This window comes from Nocardiopsis camelliae (assembly GCF_028993595.1).
Taxonomy (GTDB): domain Bacteria; phylum Actinomycetota; class Actinomycetes; order Streptosporangiales; family Streptosporangiaceae; genus Nocardiopsis; species Nocardiopsis dassonvillei.
Window position 1 is genome coordinate 2,997,848 of the sequence record NZ_CP118614.1, and the last position, 15,288, is coordinate 3,013,135.

The window sequence follows — 15,288 nt, forward strand, 5'->3', positions numbered from 1 at the left end:
CCCCGGCCAACGGGTCAGGCGGACCCGTGGCCGCCCGTCACAGGTTCCGCGCCCCGGACGCGGGCGCGCCTGCGGACCCGGGCCCGGCCTGCCCGCCGGTGCCCGGAGCCCGACCGCCCGGCGCGGAGCCCCCCGAGGCACGTGACCGGGCCCGCCACCCGAGGACGGCGTCCACGGCCAGGAACACCAGCAGCGAGGCCCCCAGCAGCGGCACCGCCCAGCCGACCAGGGCCAGGGCGGCCACCGCCGCGACCTTGGACAGCGGGGGAAGGGCCGCGAAGGAGCCGCGCGGGTAGGGACGCCCCACGCCCAGGGCGCGGGACCGGGTGGGGCGCCGCTGCCACCACATGCGGTAGCCCAGCACGATGACGGCGATCAGCCCCGCGACCAGGGCGGACAGCACCAGCTGGTTCGGAACGCCGAACAGCACACCCATGTGGGCGTCGATCCCCCACCGGCTCAGCTTGGCCATGACCGGGTAGTCGGCGAAGCGGACCACGTCGGTGACCTCGGCGGTGTCCGGGGCGACGGCGGCCGAGTCCACCCGCGTCGGCCAGCTCCGGTCGATCTGGCTCACCACGTAGGGGGAGGTGTGGTCCTCGGGCAGGGCCACCTCGACGGGGCCGTCCAGGCCCGCCTCGCGCGCACTGGCCAGGACGGCGTCCACGCCCGCGTCCACCCCGGGCGAGGCCACCGGCGCCTCCGTGGACACCGCGGGGGTGCTCCAGTCCAGCCGCTCGCGCAGGTCGCTGATGTTGGCTCCGGCGTACTGCGACCACGTCATCCCCGTCGCCGACAGGAACAGCAGGCCCACCAGCAGCCACAGGCCGGTGGCCCCGTGCACGGAGACCGACCTGGACCGCCCCCCGGAGGTGCCCGCGCCGGGCAGCAGCAGGCGCCGCAGGCCCGCGCGCGGGCGCCGGTTGCGCGCCGCCCACAGGACGACACCGCCCAGGGCGACCACCCACATCCAGCTCGCCGCCAGCTCGCTGTACAGGCGTCCGACGTCGCCCAGGTGCAGGCTGCGGTGCAGGGTGTCGACCCACGTGCGGGCCGGGAGGGCGCCGCTGGTGCCGTAGGTCTCCATCACCCCGAGCACCTCGCCGCCGTAGGGGTCCACGAACACCGTCATCCTGTGGCTGGCCTCCAGCCCCGGCACGTCGAACAGCACCCGGGTGGAGTCCTCCGCGCCGGTGGCCGGTCGCACCGCGTCGAGTTCGGCGTCCGGCAGCTCCTCCCGGGCGACGCGCACCTGTGCGTGGAGCGGGATCGGTTCGCCGGAGGGCTCCACCCGCAGCTGTTCGGCGTAGACCGCCTGTTCGATCTGGGGCGTCCACACGTACAGCAGTCCCGACACGGCGGCGACCAGTACGAAGGGGGCGACGAGGACCCCCGCGTAGAAGTGCAGGCGCAGCACCAGGGGCCGCAGCGCCGCCCAGGTGCCGCGCCGTCCGGGCTCCGCGCGCGTCCCGTCCTGCGGGGGCGCGTTGTCTTCCTGTCCCATGGGGCCGCTCTCCTCGTGGCTGGCGCGACCGCTCCGACGGCACCGCGGTGCTCCCCGGCCGGTGCGGGGCGCGCCGATCGTGATGGTTTCCTCCTGTTCGGGTCGTCCCGGAGGGCGGGGGAGTTCCCGGCGGGGGCGATTTCCCCGGCAGCCGCGCACGGGCCGCCGCGCCCCCGGTGGCCGGGGGGCGGACGTGCTGCCGGTCCGCGCGGCGCGGGGCGTACGGCCGCCCCGCGCCGTCAGGGGGTCAGAAGGAGTAAGCCGGTCGCCCCGTCTCCGGCGGCGGTGGCCTCACACTCCGTCGCGCGCGGTCGGCGGGGCCGGGGCGCGGCGGGAGTGCGCGCGGTGCGCCACCGCGAGGGAGGACGCCACCAGCAGGAGCGCGAAGCTGCCGACGAGGGCGGCCCGCAGGCTGAGGAGGGCGAGCAGGCCGCTCACGGCGATGATGCCGAGCGAACTCGCGGTGCGCAGGAGCGCGAACATCTCCGCGCGGCGGTCCGGCGGTGCGAGCCCGTCCAGGGCGAGCGAGTAGAACGTGCCCAGCATCGGCAGGAAGAGCCCGATGACGGCCGCGCCGGTGAGCGTCAGGGAGAGGTGGCCGCCGACCAGGACCAGCCCGGAGCCCGCGGTGGTCGCCGCGAGGAAGGCGACGACCTGCCAGGGGGCGGGCGTGCGGTTGCGCACGCTCACCCAGACCCCGCCCGCGACCGAGCCCGCGCACAGCACGAGGGCGAACAGGAAGGCCCAGCCCGGTTCGAGTCCGAAGGACAGCGCGAAGGAGACCGCTCCGACCTCGACGGCCGCGACCGCCCCCGCGCTCGCGGTCGCGCAGAACAGCCACAGGAACACCGAGCGGGGGATCGGCATCCGTACGCGGGGCGCCTCACCGCCCTGCGGCCCGCGGGCCCCGGGCACGCGCGGCATCAGGAGCAGCGGGCCCACGCCCAGCGCGGTGACCGCCGCCATGGCCCAGACGGGCGAGACGGCGCCGAGCACCGAGGCGAGCGCGGGGGACAGCGCGAAGCCGACCTCGTTCAGCGTCGCGGCCACGCCCAGCGCGCGGGGGAGCCCGGACGGTTCCACGAGGTGGTTGAGCAGGAGCCGCTGGTAGCCGTACGCGGCGCCGTTGACGGCCCCCGCCGCGGTGACCGCTACCAGGAGCAACCCGAAGGGGGCCTGTACCGCCGCCAGCACGGTGACGGCGGCGAGCGCGAGCGTTCGGACGGCGATGAGCGCGCGCAGGTAGTGGACGCCGTTGAACCGGCGGCCCATACGGGACACGGGGACGGCGCCGAGCACCTGCGCGGCCGTCATGGCGAAGACCAGCGCCGCGCCGGACTCGGCCGTGCCGGTGATGGGGAGGGCGAGCAGGGCGAAGGCGATGGGGGCGGCGGCCTGGGGCACGCCGAACATCCCGTACCCGACCTGCCAGCGCACGACGTCGAGCCGGGAGCGCGACGCGCCGGTGTCCCGCCCGGGCGGCCTCGCCTGGGTCCGTGCCATCAGGGCCTCGCATCCTCGCGTTCGCACGCGGTGGGGGTCGGCCCGGGGCCGAACAGGGCAGACGGTGGGCAGTATAGTGCTCACTGGTGTGACCGTCGACGGAACTGCTGAGCGAGGACGCGTGGCCGAGCGGATACGACCCGAGGTGGCCGTCCTCGTGGGCAGGCGCATCCGCTCACTGCGGTCGGAGGCGGGGCTGAGCGTCACGGGGCTCGCCGAGCTCAGCGGGGTCAGCCGACGCATGCTCACCCAGGTCGAACTCGGCCAGGCCAACCCCAGCCTCGCGACCGTCGACCGGCTCGCCGCCGCGCTCGGGACGACGTTTCCGGCGCTCGTCGGACTCCTCCCGGATCCCTCGCCCGACGGGATCGAGGTCTGGTCGACCCCGAACGGGAGCTGGGCCTACCTCCTCAAGGCGACCGAGACGCCCCAGGTGTCGGTCGAGCTGTGGAAGTGGCACATCGCCGGGGACGACGGCTACCGGGCGGCTCCGGCGGCGGGCGCCCCCGACTCCATGGCGCACGTGGTGCGCGGTCGCCTCCGTGTCCGGTCGGCTTCGGGCGACCTGTCGGTGGGCGAGGCCGAGTCGACGCGGATCGGGAGCGGCTCCGGGCACACGTTCGAGGCCGCCTCGGACGCGGTCGACTTCCTCTGGGTGGTGACGGTTCCCCGCACCGGCGGCTGACGGGCGGCGCCTCGGGAGCGGTCCGCTGCCCGACCGGCAGGCCCGACCCCCACCGAGGCGGCGGAGACCGGGCCCGTACGTCGGCTCACAGGCCCTCGCCCAGGGCGGCGACGACCTCGCGGGAGTAACCGGCGGCGGCCAGGGGGGCGACCACGTCCCGGTCCAGGTCGGGCAGGTAGCCGAACAGCACGTCGGCCGGGCCCTCGATCTCCACCCCGCCCACCGCGGCGGGCAGCAGCAGCGTCCGGGCCCGGCCCAACTCACCGCGCCAGTCGCCGCAGCGCACCCGCACGGGCGCCCCGACGTTGGTGAGGACCTGCGCGGTGGCGAACGTGTGGCGCAGGGGCTCGGCGGTGCCCGCGTGCCAGCGTTCGAGCGCGAAGTGCGGCCCGGCGCAGCAGAACACCCGCTCCACGCCGTCGCCGACCCCGATCCTCAGCCCCGGATGGAAGTCGGGCCTGTGCTCCGGCCGCACCTGGGCCATCAGCGCCTCCAGGTTCGCGCGCCACCGCTCGTCCGGGACCGGCGAGCCGTCCTCCATGTCCCAGCGCATCGCGTGCTGCTGGACGTCGGAGGTCTGCTCGATCTCGTAGACCAGGGTCCGGGGGCCGAAACTGTGCACCGTGCCGCCCGGGACGTAGACCGTCTCTCCGGGCCGCACCGGCAGGCGGCGCAGCACGGCGTCGAAGTCCTGGTCGAGCAGCGCCCGGCGGAGCTCCTCCCCGGTCACCCCGCTCCTGACCCCGCACAGCGCGGTGGCGCCGGGAGGCGCGTCGAGGATGTGCCAGGCCTCGGTCTTGCCGTTGGGCTGCCCCTCCAACCGCCGGGCGGTGGCGTCGTCGGCGTGCAGGTGCACCGGCAGCGTCCCGGAGGCGTCGATGAACTTGGTCAGCACCGGGAAGACCTCCCCGGACCAGCCCTCGCCCACCAACCCCTCCGGCCACCGCGCGACGAGCTCGCGCAGGGACAGCCCCGCGAGGGGCCCGTCGAGCACCGTGCTGCCGTTCCCGTCGACGTCGCTGACCTCCCAGGTCTCCGCGATCGCCCAGTCGGGCAGCCCCTCCCGGCCCAGGTGGCGGGCGATGGCGTGGCCGCCGAACACCAGCTGCCGGGCCGGAGCGCTCACACGCAGCGGGTACCAGTCCACGGCCGTCCCCGTCACAGGACCGGCTTGCCGCCGGTGACCGCGATGCGGGCGCCGGAGACGTAGCTGGACTCGTCCGACGCCAGCATCACGTACACCGGAGCCAGTTCGGACGGCTGCCCGGCGCGGCCCAGCGGTACCTGGGAGCCGAAGCCCTCCACCTGCTCGGGCGGCATGGTCGAGGGGATCAGCGGGGTCCAGATCGGTCCCGGCGCCACGGAGTTGGCCCGGATGCCCTCGGGCGCCAGCATCTGGGCCAGCGTGGCGGCCATGTTGGCGATGCCCGCCTTGGTGGCGTTGTAGGGCAGCAGGGTGGGCGGCGGGGCGTCGGAGTTGACCGACGTGCTCGCGATGATCGAGGAGCCCGGCCGCATGTGCGGCACGGCGGCCTTGGCGAGGTGGAAGAACGCGCTGAGGTTGACGGCCAGGGTGTGGTCCCACTCCTCGTCGGGGATCTCCTCCAGCGTCTCGTGGGTCATCTGGAAGGCGGCGTTGCTGACCAGGACGTCCACCCGGCCGAACTCCTCCACCGCCTTCCCGACGAGGGCGCGGCACCGGCCCGGGTCCGCCAGGTCCCCGGGGAACAGGACGGCCCTGCGGCCCGCCTCGCGCACCCAGCGCTCGGTCTCCCGCGCGTCGTCGTGCTCGTCCAGGTAGCCGATGAGCACGTCGGCGCCCTCGCGGGCGAAGGCGATGGCCACCGCCCGCCCGATGCCGCTGTCGGCGCCGGTGATGACGGCGGCCTTCCCGTCGAGCCGCCCCGACCCCCGGTAGGACTCCTCACCGTGGTCGGGTCTGGGGTCCATGGCGTCGGTGCGGCCGGGCGGGGTCTGCTGCTGTGACGGCTGGGGCACGAGGTCCTCCCGTAGACGAAGTGACCACAAGGCTACGTTCCGTGCGCGCCGGTGGCGGGGAGGGGCGCGGCGTTCCCGGTGAAAGCCGGGCCCCGCGCCGGGCGCCTCCCCGGGGACCGGGTCCGGGGCCGCGGCGGCGCCGGTTCCGACGCCACCGCGCGGATCGCCGCGGAACTCCCCGCGGCCCGCTCCGGCGGTGCGCCCACGGACGTGACCGCCGGTCAGCGCATTTCCTGGGACCGGTCTCCGGGACCGGCCTCCGGGACCGGACTGTCGCCGCGGGTCCGGATGTCCTAGGGTGTGTGGTCCGTTCCGTGAACGCCGTACGAGGAGGTGGTCGTGATGGGGATGTTGACCTAGCCGCCCGCCCGGAGGGTCCGGGAGAGGGCGGCGGGTTCCGGAAGGAACGAGATGTCCCGTACGGACAAGACCAAACCGCTGTGGGTGCGCCAGCGCGAACACGGAGCGGTGGCGCTGCACGACCACAGCCACGGACCCTGCGACCTGCCGCCGGAGCCGACGCGCGCGACGCCCGACACGCGGTGCCAGTGGGCGCACCCCGATTCGGTGCCGATGGGCCACGAATGCTGTTCCGGGTGCCAGAAGCGCGGATGCACCGCGGACTGGCAGCAGTACGTCAAAGCCGGCAACCGCAGGCGCCGCCACGCTGACCGCCTCCTGACGCACCGCTGGGTGCGCGAGGCGAACAGCCGCTGAAGGGGCTCTTCCGCGTCCCTCCGCGCGGGTGCGCCCGTTGCGCGGAGGGCGCGGTCCCGTCCCCACCCGGCGGGCCCCGGCGGGCCCCGGCGGCCGGAGGGCCGCCACGCGCCCCGCGGAGGGGAGAACCCTTCGGAGGGGGCTTCTCCGGCGTTATATTCCAGTACTAGAATGCGTGCGTGGAGCTGACACCCGCCGAACTCACCGTCCTGGGCCTGGTCATCGAGCGCCCCCGACACGGCTACGACCTGGGACAGGCCATCGAGCTGCGCGGTGTCCGCCAGTGGACCGACATCGGCTTCTCCTCGATCTACTACCTGCTCGCCAAACTGGAGAAGCGGGGCCTGGTCCACGTCCCGCAGGCCCCCGCCGCCGCGAAGTCGCGCCGGGTGTTCCACGCCACCGACACCGGAAGGCGGGCGGCGCGGGACGGCGCGCTCGACCTCATCCGGCGGCCCCGGCCGGTGGCCCACCCGCTGCTGGCGGGCGTCGCCAACCTGCCCCTGCTCTCCGGACGCGAGTACGCCGACGCGCTGCGCGCCCGGCTGGCCGGGGTGGAGGAGCGCATCGCCGCGGTCCGGGAGGCCGAGCGGGCGCAGGCGCCCTCCGCGCTCGCGGCGCGCGAGGTGTTCTCGTACTCACTGAGCCTCCTGGAGGCGGAAAGGTCGTGGCTCGCCAGCCGAGTCCAGGTTCCCGATGACGGACAAGACCGACTTTAAGAGAACCCTTGACGCCTACCGGGCGCGGCGGGACCGGTTCCGGATCACGCACGTGCCGGACCTGAGCTACCTCATGGTCGACGGTCACGGCGACCCCAACACCTCACCGGCCTTCACCGAGGCGGTCGAGGCGCTCTACCCGGTGGCCTACAAACTCAAGTTCGCCAGCAAGCGCGACCTCGGGCGCGACTACGTGGTCATGCCCCTGGAGGGCCTGTGGTGGGCCGAGGACATGGACGCCTTCACGGCGGCGCGCGACAAGTCGCGGTGGGACTGGACGATGATGATCATGGTCCCGGACTGGACCGACCAGGACATGTTCACCGCCGCCGTGGAGCAGGTCGCCGCGAAGAACAGCCCCGCGCGCCTCGGCGACGTCCGCATGGAGACGCTGTCCGAGGGCCGCTGCGTGCAGACGCTGCACGTGGGCTCCTTCGACGACGAGGCGGACGTGCTCCGGCGGATGCACCACGAGTTCGTCCCCGGCAACGGGCTGCGCATGGTCGGCAGGCACCACGAGATCTACCTGAGCGACTTCCGCCGGGCCGCGCCGGACAGGCTGCGCACCATCCTGCGGCAGCCGGTCGCCGCCGTCTCCGGGAGCGGGGCCGGGCCCGCCGCCTCGGACGGGTGAGCGGCGCAGCCCGCCCCCGGTGCCCGGGGCGGCCCGCCACCGCGTTCCGGGGCCCCTCCTCCCAGTCGGGGCGGGTCCCGTGCACGTCCCGTTGTCCCCGGCCGCCGATAGTGTCCCGCCATGAGTTACGCGCTGACGACCTACGTGGTCGACCTCGACGTCCTGCACGGCTCCGTCGGGTCGGGGGACGACAAGCTGCGCCGCATGATCGGCGGCCGGTTCAAGCAGCACCTGGCCCACTTCGACGCCCAGTTCGCCCACGTCGCCGACGCGGGCGGCCCCGGCATCCGCGACGCGATCCGCGCGGTCATCGAGGGAGGCCCCTTCGACGACCGGCACGGCACCGTGTACGGCTACGCCTACAAGTGGATCTGCGAGTTCCACGGCCGCGCCCTGTTCAACAACGACTTCTCCCCGATGAGGTTCGGGTGGCTGGAGACGGTCGACGCGGGCCTGAACGCACTGGGCGTGACCGCGGTCGGCGTCGAGGAGTTCAGCTTCGGCGGCGCCCCCTCGCCGATCCCGGCGCCCGAAGACCTGCCGGGCTACGGCGAATGGAGCCTCACCGAGTGCCGCAAGGCCCTCGAACAGTGGGAGGCCGCCACCGACGAGGGCAGGGCCGCGCTCGACCCCTCCGTCCTGAACGCCGCCGAGTCCTGCATGGACTGGTGCAGGACCGCCGCCGCGGCGGGCCGGGGCGTGGCCGGTTTCTTCCACTGACCGGCGGCCGGACCCCGCCGGACCTCCGTCTGAGGGGTTCCGGCAGGGCCTGCCGCTTTCCGGCGGGTCCTGCCTAGCCTGGTGTTATGGACAAGAAGACCGTGCGCGAGTTCCTGGTCACCAGACGAGCGCGTGTGACACCTGAGCAGGCGGGGATTCCGGCCTACGGGGACGACCGCCGGGTGCCCGGGCTGCGCCGCGAGGAGGTCGCGATGCTCGCCGGGGTGAGCATCGACTACTACACCCGCCTGGAGCGCGGCAACATCGGCGGCGCCTCCGACAGCGTGCTGGAGGCGGTCTCCCGAGCCCTGATGCTGGACGAGGTCGAGCGCGCCCACCTGTTCGACCTCGCGCGCGCCGCCTCCGGTGCCCGGGCCCGCCCCGCCGAGCCGCCGGTCCCGGCCGTGCGGCCCTCGGTGCAGCGGATGCTGGACGCGATGGACACACCCGCCGTCGTGCACAACGCCCGCCAGGACCTGGTGGCCGCCAACCGCCTGGGCCGGGCCCTGTACGCGCCGCACTTCGACACCGAACGGCGCCCGCCCAACATGGCGCGGTTCATCTTCCTGGACCCCCGCGCCCGCGACTACTACGTCGACTGGCCCCTGGCCAGGCGCACCACCGCCGCGATGATGCGCCTGGAGGCCGGGCGCAACCCGCTGGACGGGGAGCTCACCGCGCTGATCGGGGAGCTGTCGGCGCGCAGCGGCGTCTTCGCCCGGGACTGGGCCCGCCACAACGTCCACAGCCACCGCACCGGCACCAAGGCCTTCCGCCACCCCGACGTCGGCCTGGTCGAGGTCACCTTCGACGTGTTCGAACCGGCCGGTGAGGAGCGGTTGTGGATCGTCACCTACACCGTCGAACCCGGCACTCCCTCGGCGGACGCCTTCGCCCTGCTGGGCACCCTCGCCGCCACCCGCGCGGAGGCCGACGGCGGGCGCGGCGGGACCGAGACCGGCGTGGACCAGCCCGACCGGCCCTGAAAGGGCGCTGAGGCTGCTCCGGCCGGTCGGCCGCCCCGGCGGCGGGGGAGCGGCCGACCGGCGCGCCGTGTTCCTCAACCGGTCGGGGTCCGGCCGGATTCGTCCGCCCGGACCCCGACCGGCGCGCCGGGCCCTCCGGGCGGGGTCACACCGTCAGGAGGGTCTTGACCGCGCGCCGCTCGTCCATCGCCCGGTAGCCCTCGGCGGCCTCCTCCAGGGGCAGGGTCAGGTCGAAGACCCTGCCCGGGTCGATCTCGCGGTCCCAGATCCGCCGGATCAGGTCGGGCAGGAACCGGCGCACCGGGGCGGGGCCGCCGTGCAGGTGCACGGCGCTGAAGAAGAGCTCGTCGCCGGGGAGCTGTACGTCGTGCGAGACGCCGACGTAGCCCACATGGCCCCCGGGGCGGGTCGAGCGGATGGCCTGCATCATCGACTCCTGCGTGCCGACCGCCTCGATCACCGCGTGCGCGCCGAGCCCGCCCGTGAGCTCCCGGACCCTCTCCACGCCCTCGTCGCCGCGCTCGGCGACGATGTCCGTGGCCCCGTAGAAGCGGGCGAGTTCCTGCCGGTCCGCGTGGCGCGACATCGCGATGACGCGCTCCGCGCCGAGCTGGCGGGCGGCCAGCACCCCCATGAGGCCCACCGCCCCGTCCCCGACGACCACCACGGTCCGGCCCGGGCCCGCCTGGGCGGCGTCGGCGGCGAACCAGCCGGTGCCCAGGACGTCGGACGCGGCCAGCAGCGAGGGGATCAGCTCCGGGTCCGGCCGCCCCGGCGTGGCGACCAGGGTGCCGTCCGCGTACGGGATGCGGGCCCGCTCCGCCTGGGTGCCGATCGCCCGGGCCACGAAGGAGGCGTGCACGCACCTGGACTGGTAGCCCGCCCGGCAGATCTCGCAGGTGTTGTCGGAGATGACGAACGAGCCGACGACGAAGTCGCCGACCCCGATCTCGCGCACGTCCGCGCCGGTCTCCTCGACCACGCCGACGTACTCGTGCCCCATGACCTGGTGGTCGGCCGGTTCCACGCCCCGGTAGGGCCACAGGTCCGACCCGCAGACGCAGGTCGCGGAGATCCGGATGACCGCGTCGGTGGGCTCGATGATCCTCGGATCCTCGCGTTCCTCGACCCGCACGTCCCCTGGCTGGTACATCACTACACCGCGCACGGTTCCCCCTCGTGTTCGTGTGCCGTGCGGTGGGCCCCGCCGCTCCCTCGGGCTTCGCTGTTCCCTCCGGCCCCAGCGCTCCCTCGGGCTTCGCTGTCCCCTCTGGCTCCGGCGTCCCCTCGGACCCCGGCGCCCGCTCCGGCCCCGGTGCTCCCCGGGTACCCACCGTCCGACCACGGTAGACGTCCGGACCCGGCTCCTGGGAGGGCCTGTCACATCCCCCCGACGACTGTTTGCCACCCATGGGGGAACCGGTGCCCAACGCGAGTCCCCGCATGCCCGGCTCCGGGGCGGCGGCCGGGGACGCTCCGGGGTCCGGCCGCGCTCGGCCCCGCCGCCCTACGAGGGGGCCTCGCCGGGGACGGGGAGGGGCTCGGGGCGCTCCGGCGGCTCGGCCGCCGCCCCGTGCCCGGCGCCGCCGGGAGGGGCGCTCCGGGTCGGATCGGGACTCCCTGTTGCTCCAACATATCAACGAGCGTTAGTTTGTTGGTATGTCCTCCGACTCCTGTGAACTCCTCTGCCTCGACCTGCCCCAGGCCGAGGCCGTCCGCGCCCGCGTGCCCGCCGACGGGGACGTCCGGTCCGCCGCCGACCGGGCCCGGGCCCTGGCCGACCCCACCCGGCTGCGCGTCGCCCGCGCGCTGGCGGTCGGCGACGAACTGTGCGTGTGCGACCTGGCCTGGGTCTGCTCCGCCTCGCAGAACCTCGTCTCCCACCACGTGCGCCAGCTCCGCACCGCCGGTCTGGCCTCCTCCCGGCGCGAGGGCAAGCTCGTCATGTACCGCCTCACCGACGCGGGGCGCGCTCTGCTGGCACTGCTGCTGCCCGACCCCGAACCCGCCGTGAGGGAGGGCTGACCCGTGTCCGACCTGTGCTGCGGCGACGACGGGGCGCCCGAGCCCCGCCGGGGCCGCCCGACGCCGAACCTCACACCCGCGCCCGTGCCCCGGGCCCCCGCCTCGGTCACCTGCTCCTGCTGCTCGGGCGGTGACGCCCGCGGGCGCCCCCGGGCGGTCACCGCCGACGGTGCTTCCGACGACGGCCACGCCGGTGCCGGGACGGCGGCCGACGACGGCTGCGGCGACCCGACCTGCGGCGCGGACGCCCCGGAACCGGAGGAGAAGCCGGGCGCCTGGTGGGACTCGGCCACCGTCCGGTGGGCGGGCCTGGCGGGTGCCCTGTGGCTGTCCGGGCTGATCGCGCAGTGGCTCACCCCGGTCCCTGCCGTGCCGACCGTGCTGTTCGCGGGGGCCATCGCGGCGGGAGGACGGACCTTCGTCCCCGGCACCCTGCGCGCCCTCGTCCGCGGAAAGTTGGGCGTGGGCACGCTGATGACCGTGGCCATGGCCGGAGCCGTCCTGCTCGGCGAGGTGGGCGAGGCCGCGATGCTCGCCTTCCTGTTCTCCCTGGCCGAGGCGCTGGAGGACCACGCCGTGGCCCGCACCCGCCACGGCCTGCGCGCCCTGCTCGACCTGGTCCCGCCCCGGGCCACCGTGCTGCGCGAGGGCCGCGAGGCCGCCGTGGAGCCCGCCGAACTCGTCGTCGGGGACCTGCTCCTGGTCCGGCCCGGCGACCGCGTCGCCACCGACGGCACCGTACGCGCGGGCCGCTCCACCGTGGACACCTCCACCGTCACCGGTGAGTCCGTCCCCGTCGAGGCCGTCGAGGGGACCGTGGTGTTCGCCGGTACCGTCAACGGCGGCGGCGCCCTGGAGGTCGAGGTCGGCGCCCGGGTGGCCGACAACTCCCTGTCCCGCGTCGTGCACATCGTCGAACGCGAGCAGGCGCGCAAGGGCGCCGCCCAGCGCCTGGCCGCCCGGATCGCCCGCCCCCTGGTGCCGGGCATCCTCGTCGCCGCGGCCCTGATCGCCGTCGCCGGTTCGCTCTTCGGCGACCCGGAAGTGTGGGTCGAGCGCGCCCTGGTGGTGCTGGTGGCCGCCTCCCCGTGCGCCTTCGCCATCGCCGTCCCGGTCACCGTGGTCGCCGCGATCGGCGCGGCGAGCCGGTCGGGCGTGCTGGTCAAGGGCGGGGCCGCCCTGGAGGCGTTCGCGACGGTGCGGGTGGTCGCCCTGGACAAGACCGGCACCCTGACCCGCAACGCGCCCGCCGTGGTGGCCGTGGTGCCCGCGCGCGGGCGCACCCGCGAGGAGGTCCTGGCCCCGGCCGCCGCGCTGGAGGCGCGCAGCGAACACCCGCTGGCCGCCGCGATCCTGGCCGCCCACCCCGACCCCGTGCCCGCCCGGGACGTGGAGGCGGTGACCGGGAGCGGTCTGACCGGCACCTCGGCCGACGGCACGCCCCTGCGGCTCGGCCGTCCCGGCTACGTCGACCCCGGGCCGCTGGCACCGGAGGTGGCCCGACTCCAGGAGCGGGGCGCCACCACCGTCCTGGTCGAGGCGGACGGCCGTCTGGTTGGCGCCGTCGCTATCCGCGACGAACCGCGCGAGGAGGCCGCCGATGCGGTCGCCGCCCTGCACCGCATGGGCGTGCGCACCGTGATGCTCACCGGCGACAACGAGCGCACCGCCCGCGCCCTGGCGGCGCGGATCGGCGTCGACGAGGTCCACGCCGACCTGCGTCCCGAGGGCAAGTCGGCCCTGGTCGGCGCCCTGCGCCGCCACGGGCCGGTGGCGATGGTCGGCGACGGCGTCAACGACGCCCCCGCCCTGGCCACCGCCGACACCGGGGTGGCCATGGGCGCCATGGGCACCGACGTCGCGATCGAGACCGCCGACGTCGCCCTCATGGGCGAGGACCTGCGGGCGCTGCCCCGGGCCCTGGCCCACGCCCGTCGGGCCCGGCGGATCATGCTCCAGAGCCTGCTGCTGTCGGGGGCGATCCTGCTGCTCCTCATCCCGCTGTCGGCGTTCGGGGTGCTGGGCCTGGCGGCGGTCATCCTCATCCACGAGCTGGCTGAGGTCCTGGTCATCGCCAACGGGGTGCGCGCCGGGCGCCGCGACGCCGCCTCCACCGGCTCGCCGGTCCGGGGACCGGCGGGCCGGTCCTAGACGAGCGGGCCGCCGCACCCACCGTCCCCTGCCAGGCGGGGCCTCGGGGCCGCCGCACCCCACGGCGCGGATCAGCGGGGGAGAGGCGCGCTGGCGAGACCGGCGGCGAAAGGCCCCCGTGCGACGGGCGACTTTCGTAGGGGGTCGGCTCCCGCGATCGACGTTTCGTCGGGGGGCGGGTTGGTCCCCGCGGTCGATGCCCCGGCGGGGACGGCCCCCCTAGGTTCGTGTGTGACGGCACACAGAGGCGTGGTCACACGCACGACCGAAGGGATGGAACGGACATGGCCGGCATCAGCGGGAACCGGAACGGACGGAGTCGGGGTCGGACGGTGGCGGTCGCGGGGGCGGTGGGAGCCGCGTCGCTGCTCGGTCCGCTGGCGCTGGCGGCTCCCGCGTCCGCCGTCATCGGCGGGGACGACGCCACCGAGGAGTACCCGTTCGCGACCGCCCTGTTCAACGACCAGGGGCAGCACTTCTGCGGGGGTTCGCTGATCGACGAGCAGTGGGTGCTCACCGCCGCCCACTGCTCCGACTTCGACCTGCTCGGGGGGTCGGAGAGCATCTCCGTGCGGGTGGGCAGCAACAACATCGGGGAGGGCGGCAGCGAACGCGAGGTCGTCGAGGTGGTCCAGCACCCGGACTACGTCGCGGAGGATGTCAGCGACGACCCCGACTACCCCAACTCGTTCCTCCTGGTGCGCAAGGACATCTCACTGCTCAAGCTGGACTCCCCGGTCGAGCAGACCCCCGTCCGCCTCGCCGAGGAGTCGCCGGAACCGGGCGATGCGGTGCGCGCCCTGGGCTGGGGCGTGGTCGACGAACTCGGCCAGGAGCCCAAGCCGGAGATCCTGCAGCAGCTCGACACCGAGATCGTGCCCGACGACCGCTGCGCGGAGCTCGACGGCGAGCTGTGCTCCGAACACCCCACCGAGGAGGCGCAGATCTGCTCGACCGATTCCGGCAGCCCCATGGTCCGCGGTGGGAAGGGCGACTGGGAGCTGGTCGGCCTCACCAGCCGCGACGGCGACTACGACGAGAGCGTGGCCTGCGTGGGCCCGTGGGTCTTCACCGAAACGGCGAACTACGCCGACTGGATCGCCGACACCGTCGGGAAGTAACCCGGCCTTCGGACACCGGCGGCGCCCCGGCGCGCGGGGCCGGCGGCAACGCCCCCTCCCGGGCGGACCGGGGTGCGCGCCGTGGCCGCTTGTGGTCCGTCCGGAAGCGGACAGCCGATCCGCTGGCCGTCCGCGCGGCGGCGTTCCTAGTGTGACCGGTGGATCCCGCCCCGACGCAGAAGGAGACCGATGATCCGCCGACTGCTCGCAGCCGCAGCCGCAGCCCTCGCCGCCGTCGCCGCACTCGCCCTCGGAGCCCCCGCTTACGCCGACTACCACGCCACCGACCACCCCGGCGGCGGTGGCATCGGTGACCCGGTCGGCGGGATCACGGTCCCCGGAGGCGGCATGGGCGACCCCGTGTAGGTATCGCCACGACGCCCCGTTCCCGTTCACCCGGCGGGAGCGGGGCGTTCGCGTGCGCGGGGCGCTCCCGCGAGCGGAGGCGGACCGGCGCGCACGGGACCGACCGGCGCCCCGCTCCCCGCGCCCCGCTCCCCGCGCCCCGCTCCCCGCGCCGCGGGT

General features: G+C 75.1%; 15 protein-coding genes. 10 read left to right on the forward strand and 5 right to left on the reverse strand.

The window, feature by feature from the left end:
- Positions 1-37 precede the first annotated feature (37 nt).
- Positions 38-1,504 carry a PepSY-associated TM helix domain-containing protein gene (locus tag PV789_RS13110; protein WP_274977683.1) on the reverse strand — a complete coding sequence of 489 codons (1,467 nt, stop codon included), beginning with the start codon at positions 1,502-1,504 and terminating at the stop codon, positions 38-40.
- Between the two features lie 291 nt (positions 1,505-1,795).
- Positions 1,796-3,007, reverse strand: coding sequence for an MFS transporter (locus tag PV789_RS13115; RefSeq protein ID WP_274977684.1), 1,212 nt, complete (start codon positions 3,005-3,007; stop codon positions 1,796-1,798).
- 88 nt (positions 3,008-3,095) lie between these two features.
- Here PV789_RS13115 and PV789_RS13120 point away from each other — a divergent pair, with 88 nt between their 5' ends.
- Positions 3,096-3,692: a helix-turn-helix domain-containing protein gene (locus PV789_RS13120; protein WP_274977685.1), complete on the forward strand. Its 597-nt coding sequence runs from the start codon at positions 3,096-3,098 to the stop codon at positions 3,690-3,692.
- 85 nt (positions 3,693-3,777) lie between these two features.
- On the opposite strand, the gene PV789_RS13125 is transcribed toward PV789_RS13120, so the two are convergent.
- Together PV789_RS13125 and PV789_RS13130 are read right to left on the reverse strand one after the other, a co-directional pair.
- Positions 3,778-4,818 (reverse strand): class I mannose-6-phosphate isomerase, encoded by a 1,041-nt coding sequence (locus PV789_RS13125; protein WP_274977686.1) that lies wholly within the window; start codon positions 4,816-4,818, stop codon positions 3,778-3,780.
- Between the two features lie 32 nt (positions 4,819-4,850).
- Positions 4,851-5,690 (reverse strand): SDR family oxidoreductase, encoded by an 840-nt coding sequence (locus PV789_RS13130; RefSeq protein ID WP_274977687.1) that lies wholly within the window; start codon positions 5,688-5,690, stop codon positions 4,851-4,853.
- A 411-nt stretch (positions 5,691-6,101) separates the two neighbouring features.
- Between PV789_RS13130 and PV789_RS13135 the strand changes: the two genes are divergently transcribed.
- The 5 genes from PV789_RS13135 (at position 6,102) to PV789_RS13155 (ending at position 9,466) form a co-directional block, all read left to right on the forward strand.
- Positions 6,102-6,407 carry a hypothetical protein gene (locus PV789_RS13135; RefSeq protein WP_274977688.1) on the forward strand — a complete coding sequence of 102 codons (306 nt, stop codon included), beginning with the start codon at positions 6,102-6,104 and terminating at the stop codon, positions 6,405-6,407.
- A gap of 179 nt (positions 6,408-6,586) precedes the next feature.
- Positions 6,587-7,126, forward strand: coding sequence for a PadR family transcriptional regulator (locus tag PV789_RS13140; protein WP_274977689.1), 540 nt, complete (start codon positions 6,587-6,589; stop codon positions 7,124-7,126).
- Positions 7,104-7,760 carry a GyrI-like domain-containing protein gene (locus PV789_RS13145; RefSeq protein WP_274977690.1) on the forward strand — a complete coding sequence of 219 codons (657 nt, stop codon included), beginning with the start codon at positions 7,104-7,106 and terminating at the stop codon, positions 7,758-7,760. The genes PV789_RS13140 and PV789_RS13145 overlap by 23 nt, the downstream gene beginning before the upstream one ends.
- Before the next feature lie 120 nt (positions 7,761-7,880).
- A complete protein-coding gene (locus tag PV789_RS13150) occupies positions 7,881-8,480 on the forward strand; it encodes a DUF7691 family protein (protein ID WP_274977691.1) in 600 nt (199 codons plus the stop codon).
- An 86-nt stretch (positions 8,481-8,566) separates the two neighbouring features.
- Positions 8,567-9,466 carry a helix-turn-helix transcriptional regulator gene (locus tag PV789_RS13155; protein ID WP_274977692.1) on the forward strand — a complete coding sequence of 300 codons (900 nt, stop codon included), beginning with the start codon at positions 8,567-8,569 and terminating at the stop codon, positions 9,464-9,466.
- Between the two features lie 145 nt (positions 9,467-9,611).
- Here PV789_RS13155 and PV789_RS13160 read toward each other — a convergent pair whose 3' ends face one another.
- Positions 9,612-10,634, reverse strand: coding sequence for a zinc-dependent alcohol dehydrogenase family protein (locus tag PV789_RS13160; protein ID WP_274977693.1), 1,023 nt, complete (start codon positions 10,632-10,634; stop codon positions 9,612-9,614).
- A gap of 491 nt (positions 10,635-11,125) precedes the next feature.
- Here PV789_RS13160 and PV789_RS13165 point away from each other — a divergent pair, with 491 nt between their 5' ends.
- The 4 genes from PV789_RS13165 (at position 11,126) to PV789_RS13180 (ending at position 15,129) form a co-directional block, all read left to right on the forward strand.
- Positions 11,126-11,491 (forward strand): ArsR/SmtB family transcription factor, encoded by a 366-nt coding sequence (locus PV789_RS13165; RefSeq protein WP_212640156.1) that lies wholly within the window; start codon positions 11,126-11,128, stop codon positions 11,489-11,491.
- A gap of 3 nt (positions 11,492-11,494) precedes the next feature.
- Positions 11,495-13,642 (forward strand): heavy metal translocating P-type ATPase, encoded by a 2,148-nt coding sequence (locus tag PV789_RS13170; protein WP_274977694.1) that lies wholly within the window; start codon positions 11,495-11,497, stop codon positions 13,640-13,642.
- 284 nt (positions 13,643-13,926) lie between these two features.
- A complete protein-coding gene (locus PV789_RS13175) occupies positions 13,927-14,763 on the forward strand; it encodes a S1 family peptidase (RefSeq protein ID WP_274977695.1) in 837 nt (278 codons plus the stop codon).
- 189 nt (positions 14,764-14,952) lie between these two features.
- Positions 14,953-15,129 carry a hypothetical protein gene (locus tag PV789_RS13180; protein WP_274977696.1) on the forward strand — a complete coding sequence of 59 codons (177 nt, stop codon included), beginning with the start codon at positions 14,953-14,955 and terminating at the stop codon, positions 15,127-15,129.
- Positions 15,130-15,288 lie beyond the last annotated feature (159 nt).

Coding starts and splice junctions, on each gene's coding strand:
- PV789_RS13110 (WP_274977683.1), bottom strand. CDS start 1,504: ATGGGACAGGAAGACAACGCGCCCCCGCAGGACGGGACGCGCGCGGAG.
- PV789_RS13115 (WP_274977684.1), bottom strand. CDS start 3,007: ATGGCACGGACCCAGGCGAGGCCGCCCGGGCGGGACACCGGCGCGTCG.
- PV789_RS13135 (WP_274977688.1), top strand. CDS start 6,102: ATGTCCCGTACGGACAAGACCAAACCGCTGTGGGTGCGCCAGCGCGAA.
- PV789_RS13145 (WP_274977690.1), top strand. CDS start 7,104: ATGACGGACAAGACCGACTTTAAGAGAACCCTTGACGCCTACCGGGCG.
- PV789_RS13150 (WP_274977691.1), top strand. CDS start 7,881: ATGAGTTACGCGCTGACGACCTACGTGGTCGACCTCGACGTCCTGCAC.
- PV789_RS13155 (WP_274977692.1), top strand. CDS start 8,567: ATGGACAAGAAGACCGTGCGCGAGTTCCTGGTCACCAGACGAGCGCGT.
- PV789_RS13165 (WP_212640156.1), top strand. CDS start 11,126: ATGTCCTCCGACTCCTGTGAACTCCTCTGCCTCGACCTGCCCCAGGCC.
- PV789_RS13175 (WP_274977695.1), top strand. CDS start 13,927: ATGGCCGGCATCAGCGGGAACCGGAACGGACGGAGTCGGGGTCGGACG.
- PV789_RS13180 (WP_274977696.1), top strand. CDS start 14,953: ATGATCCGCCGACTGCTCGCAGCCGCAGCCGCAGCCCTCGCCGCCGTC.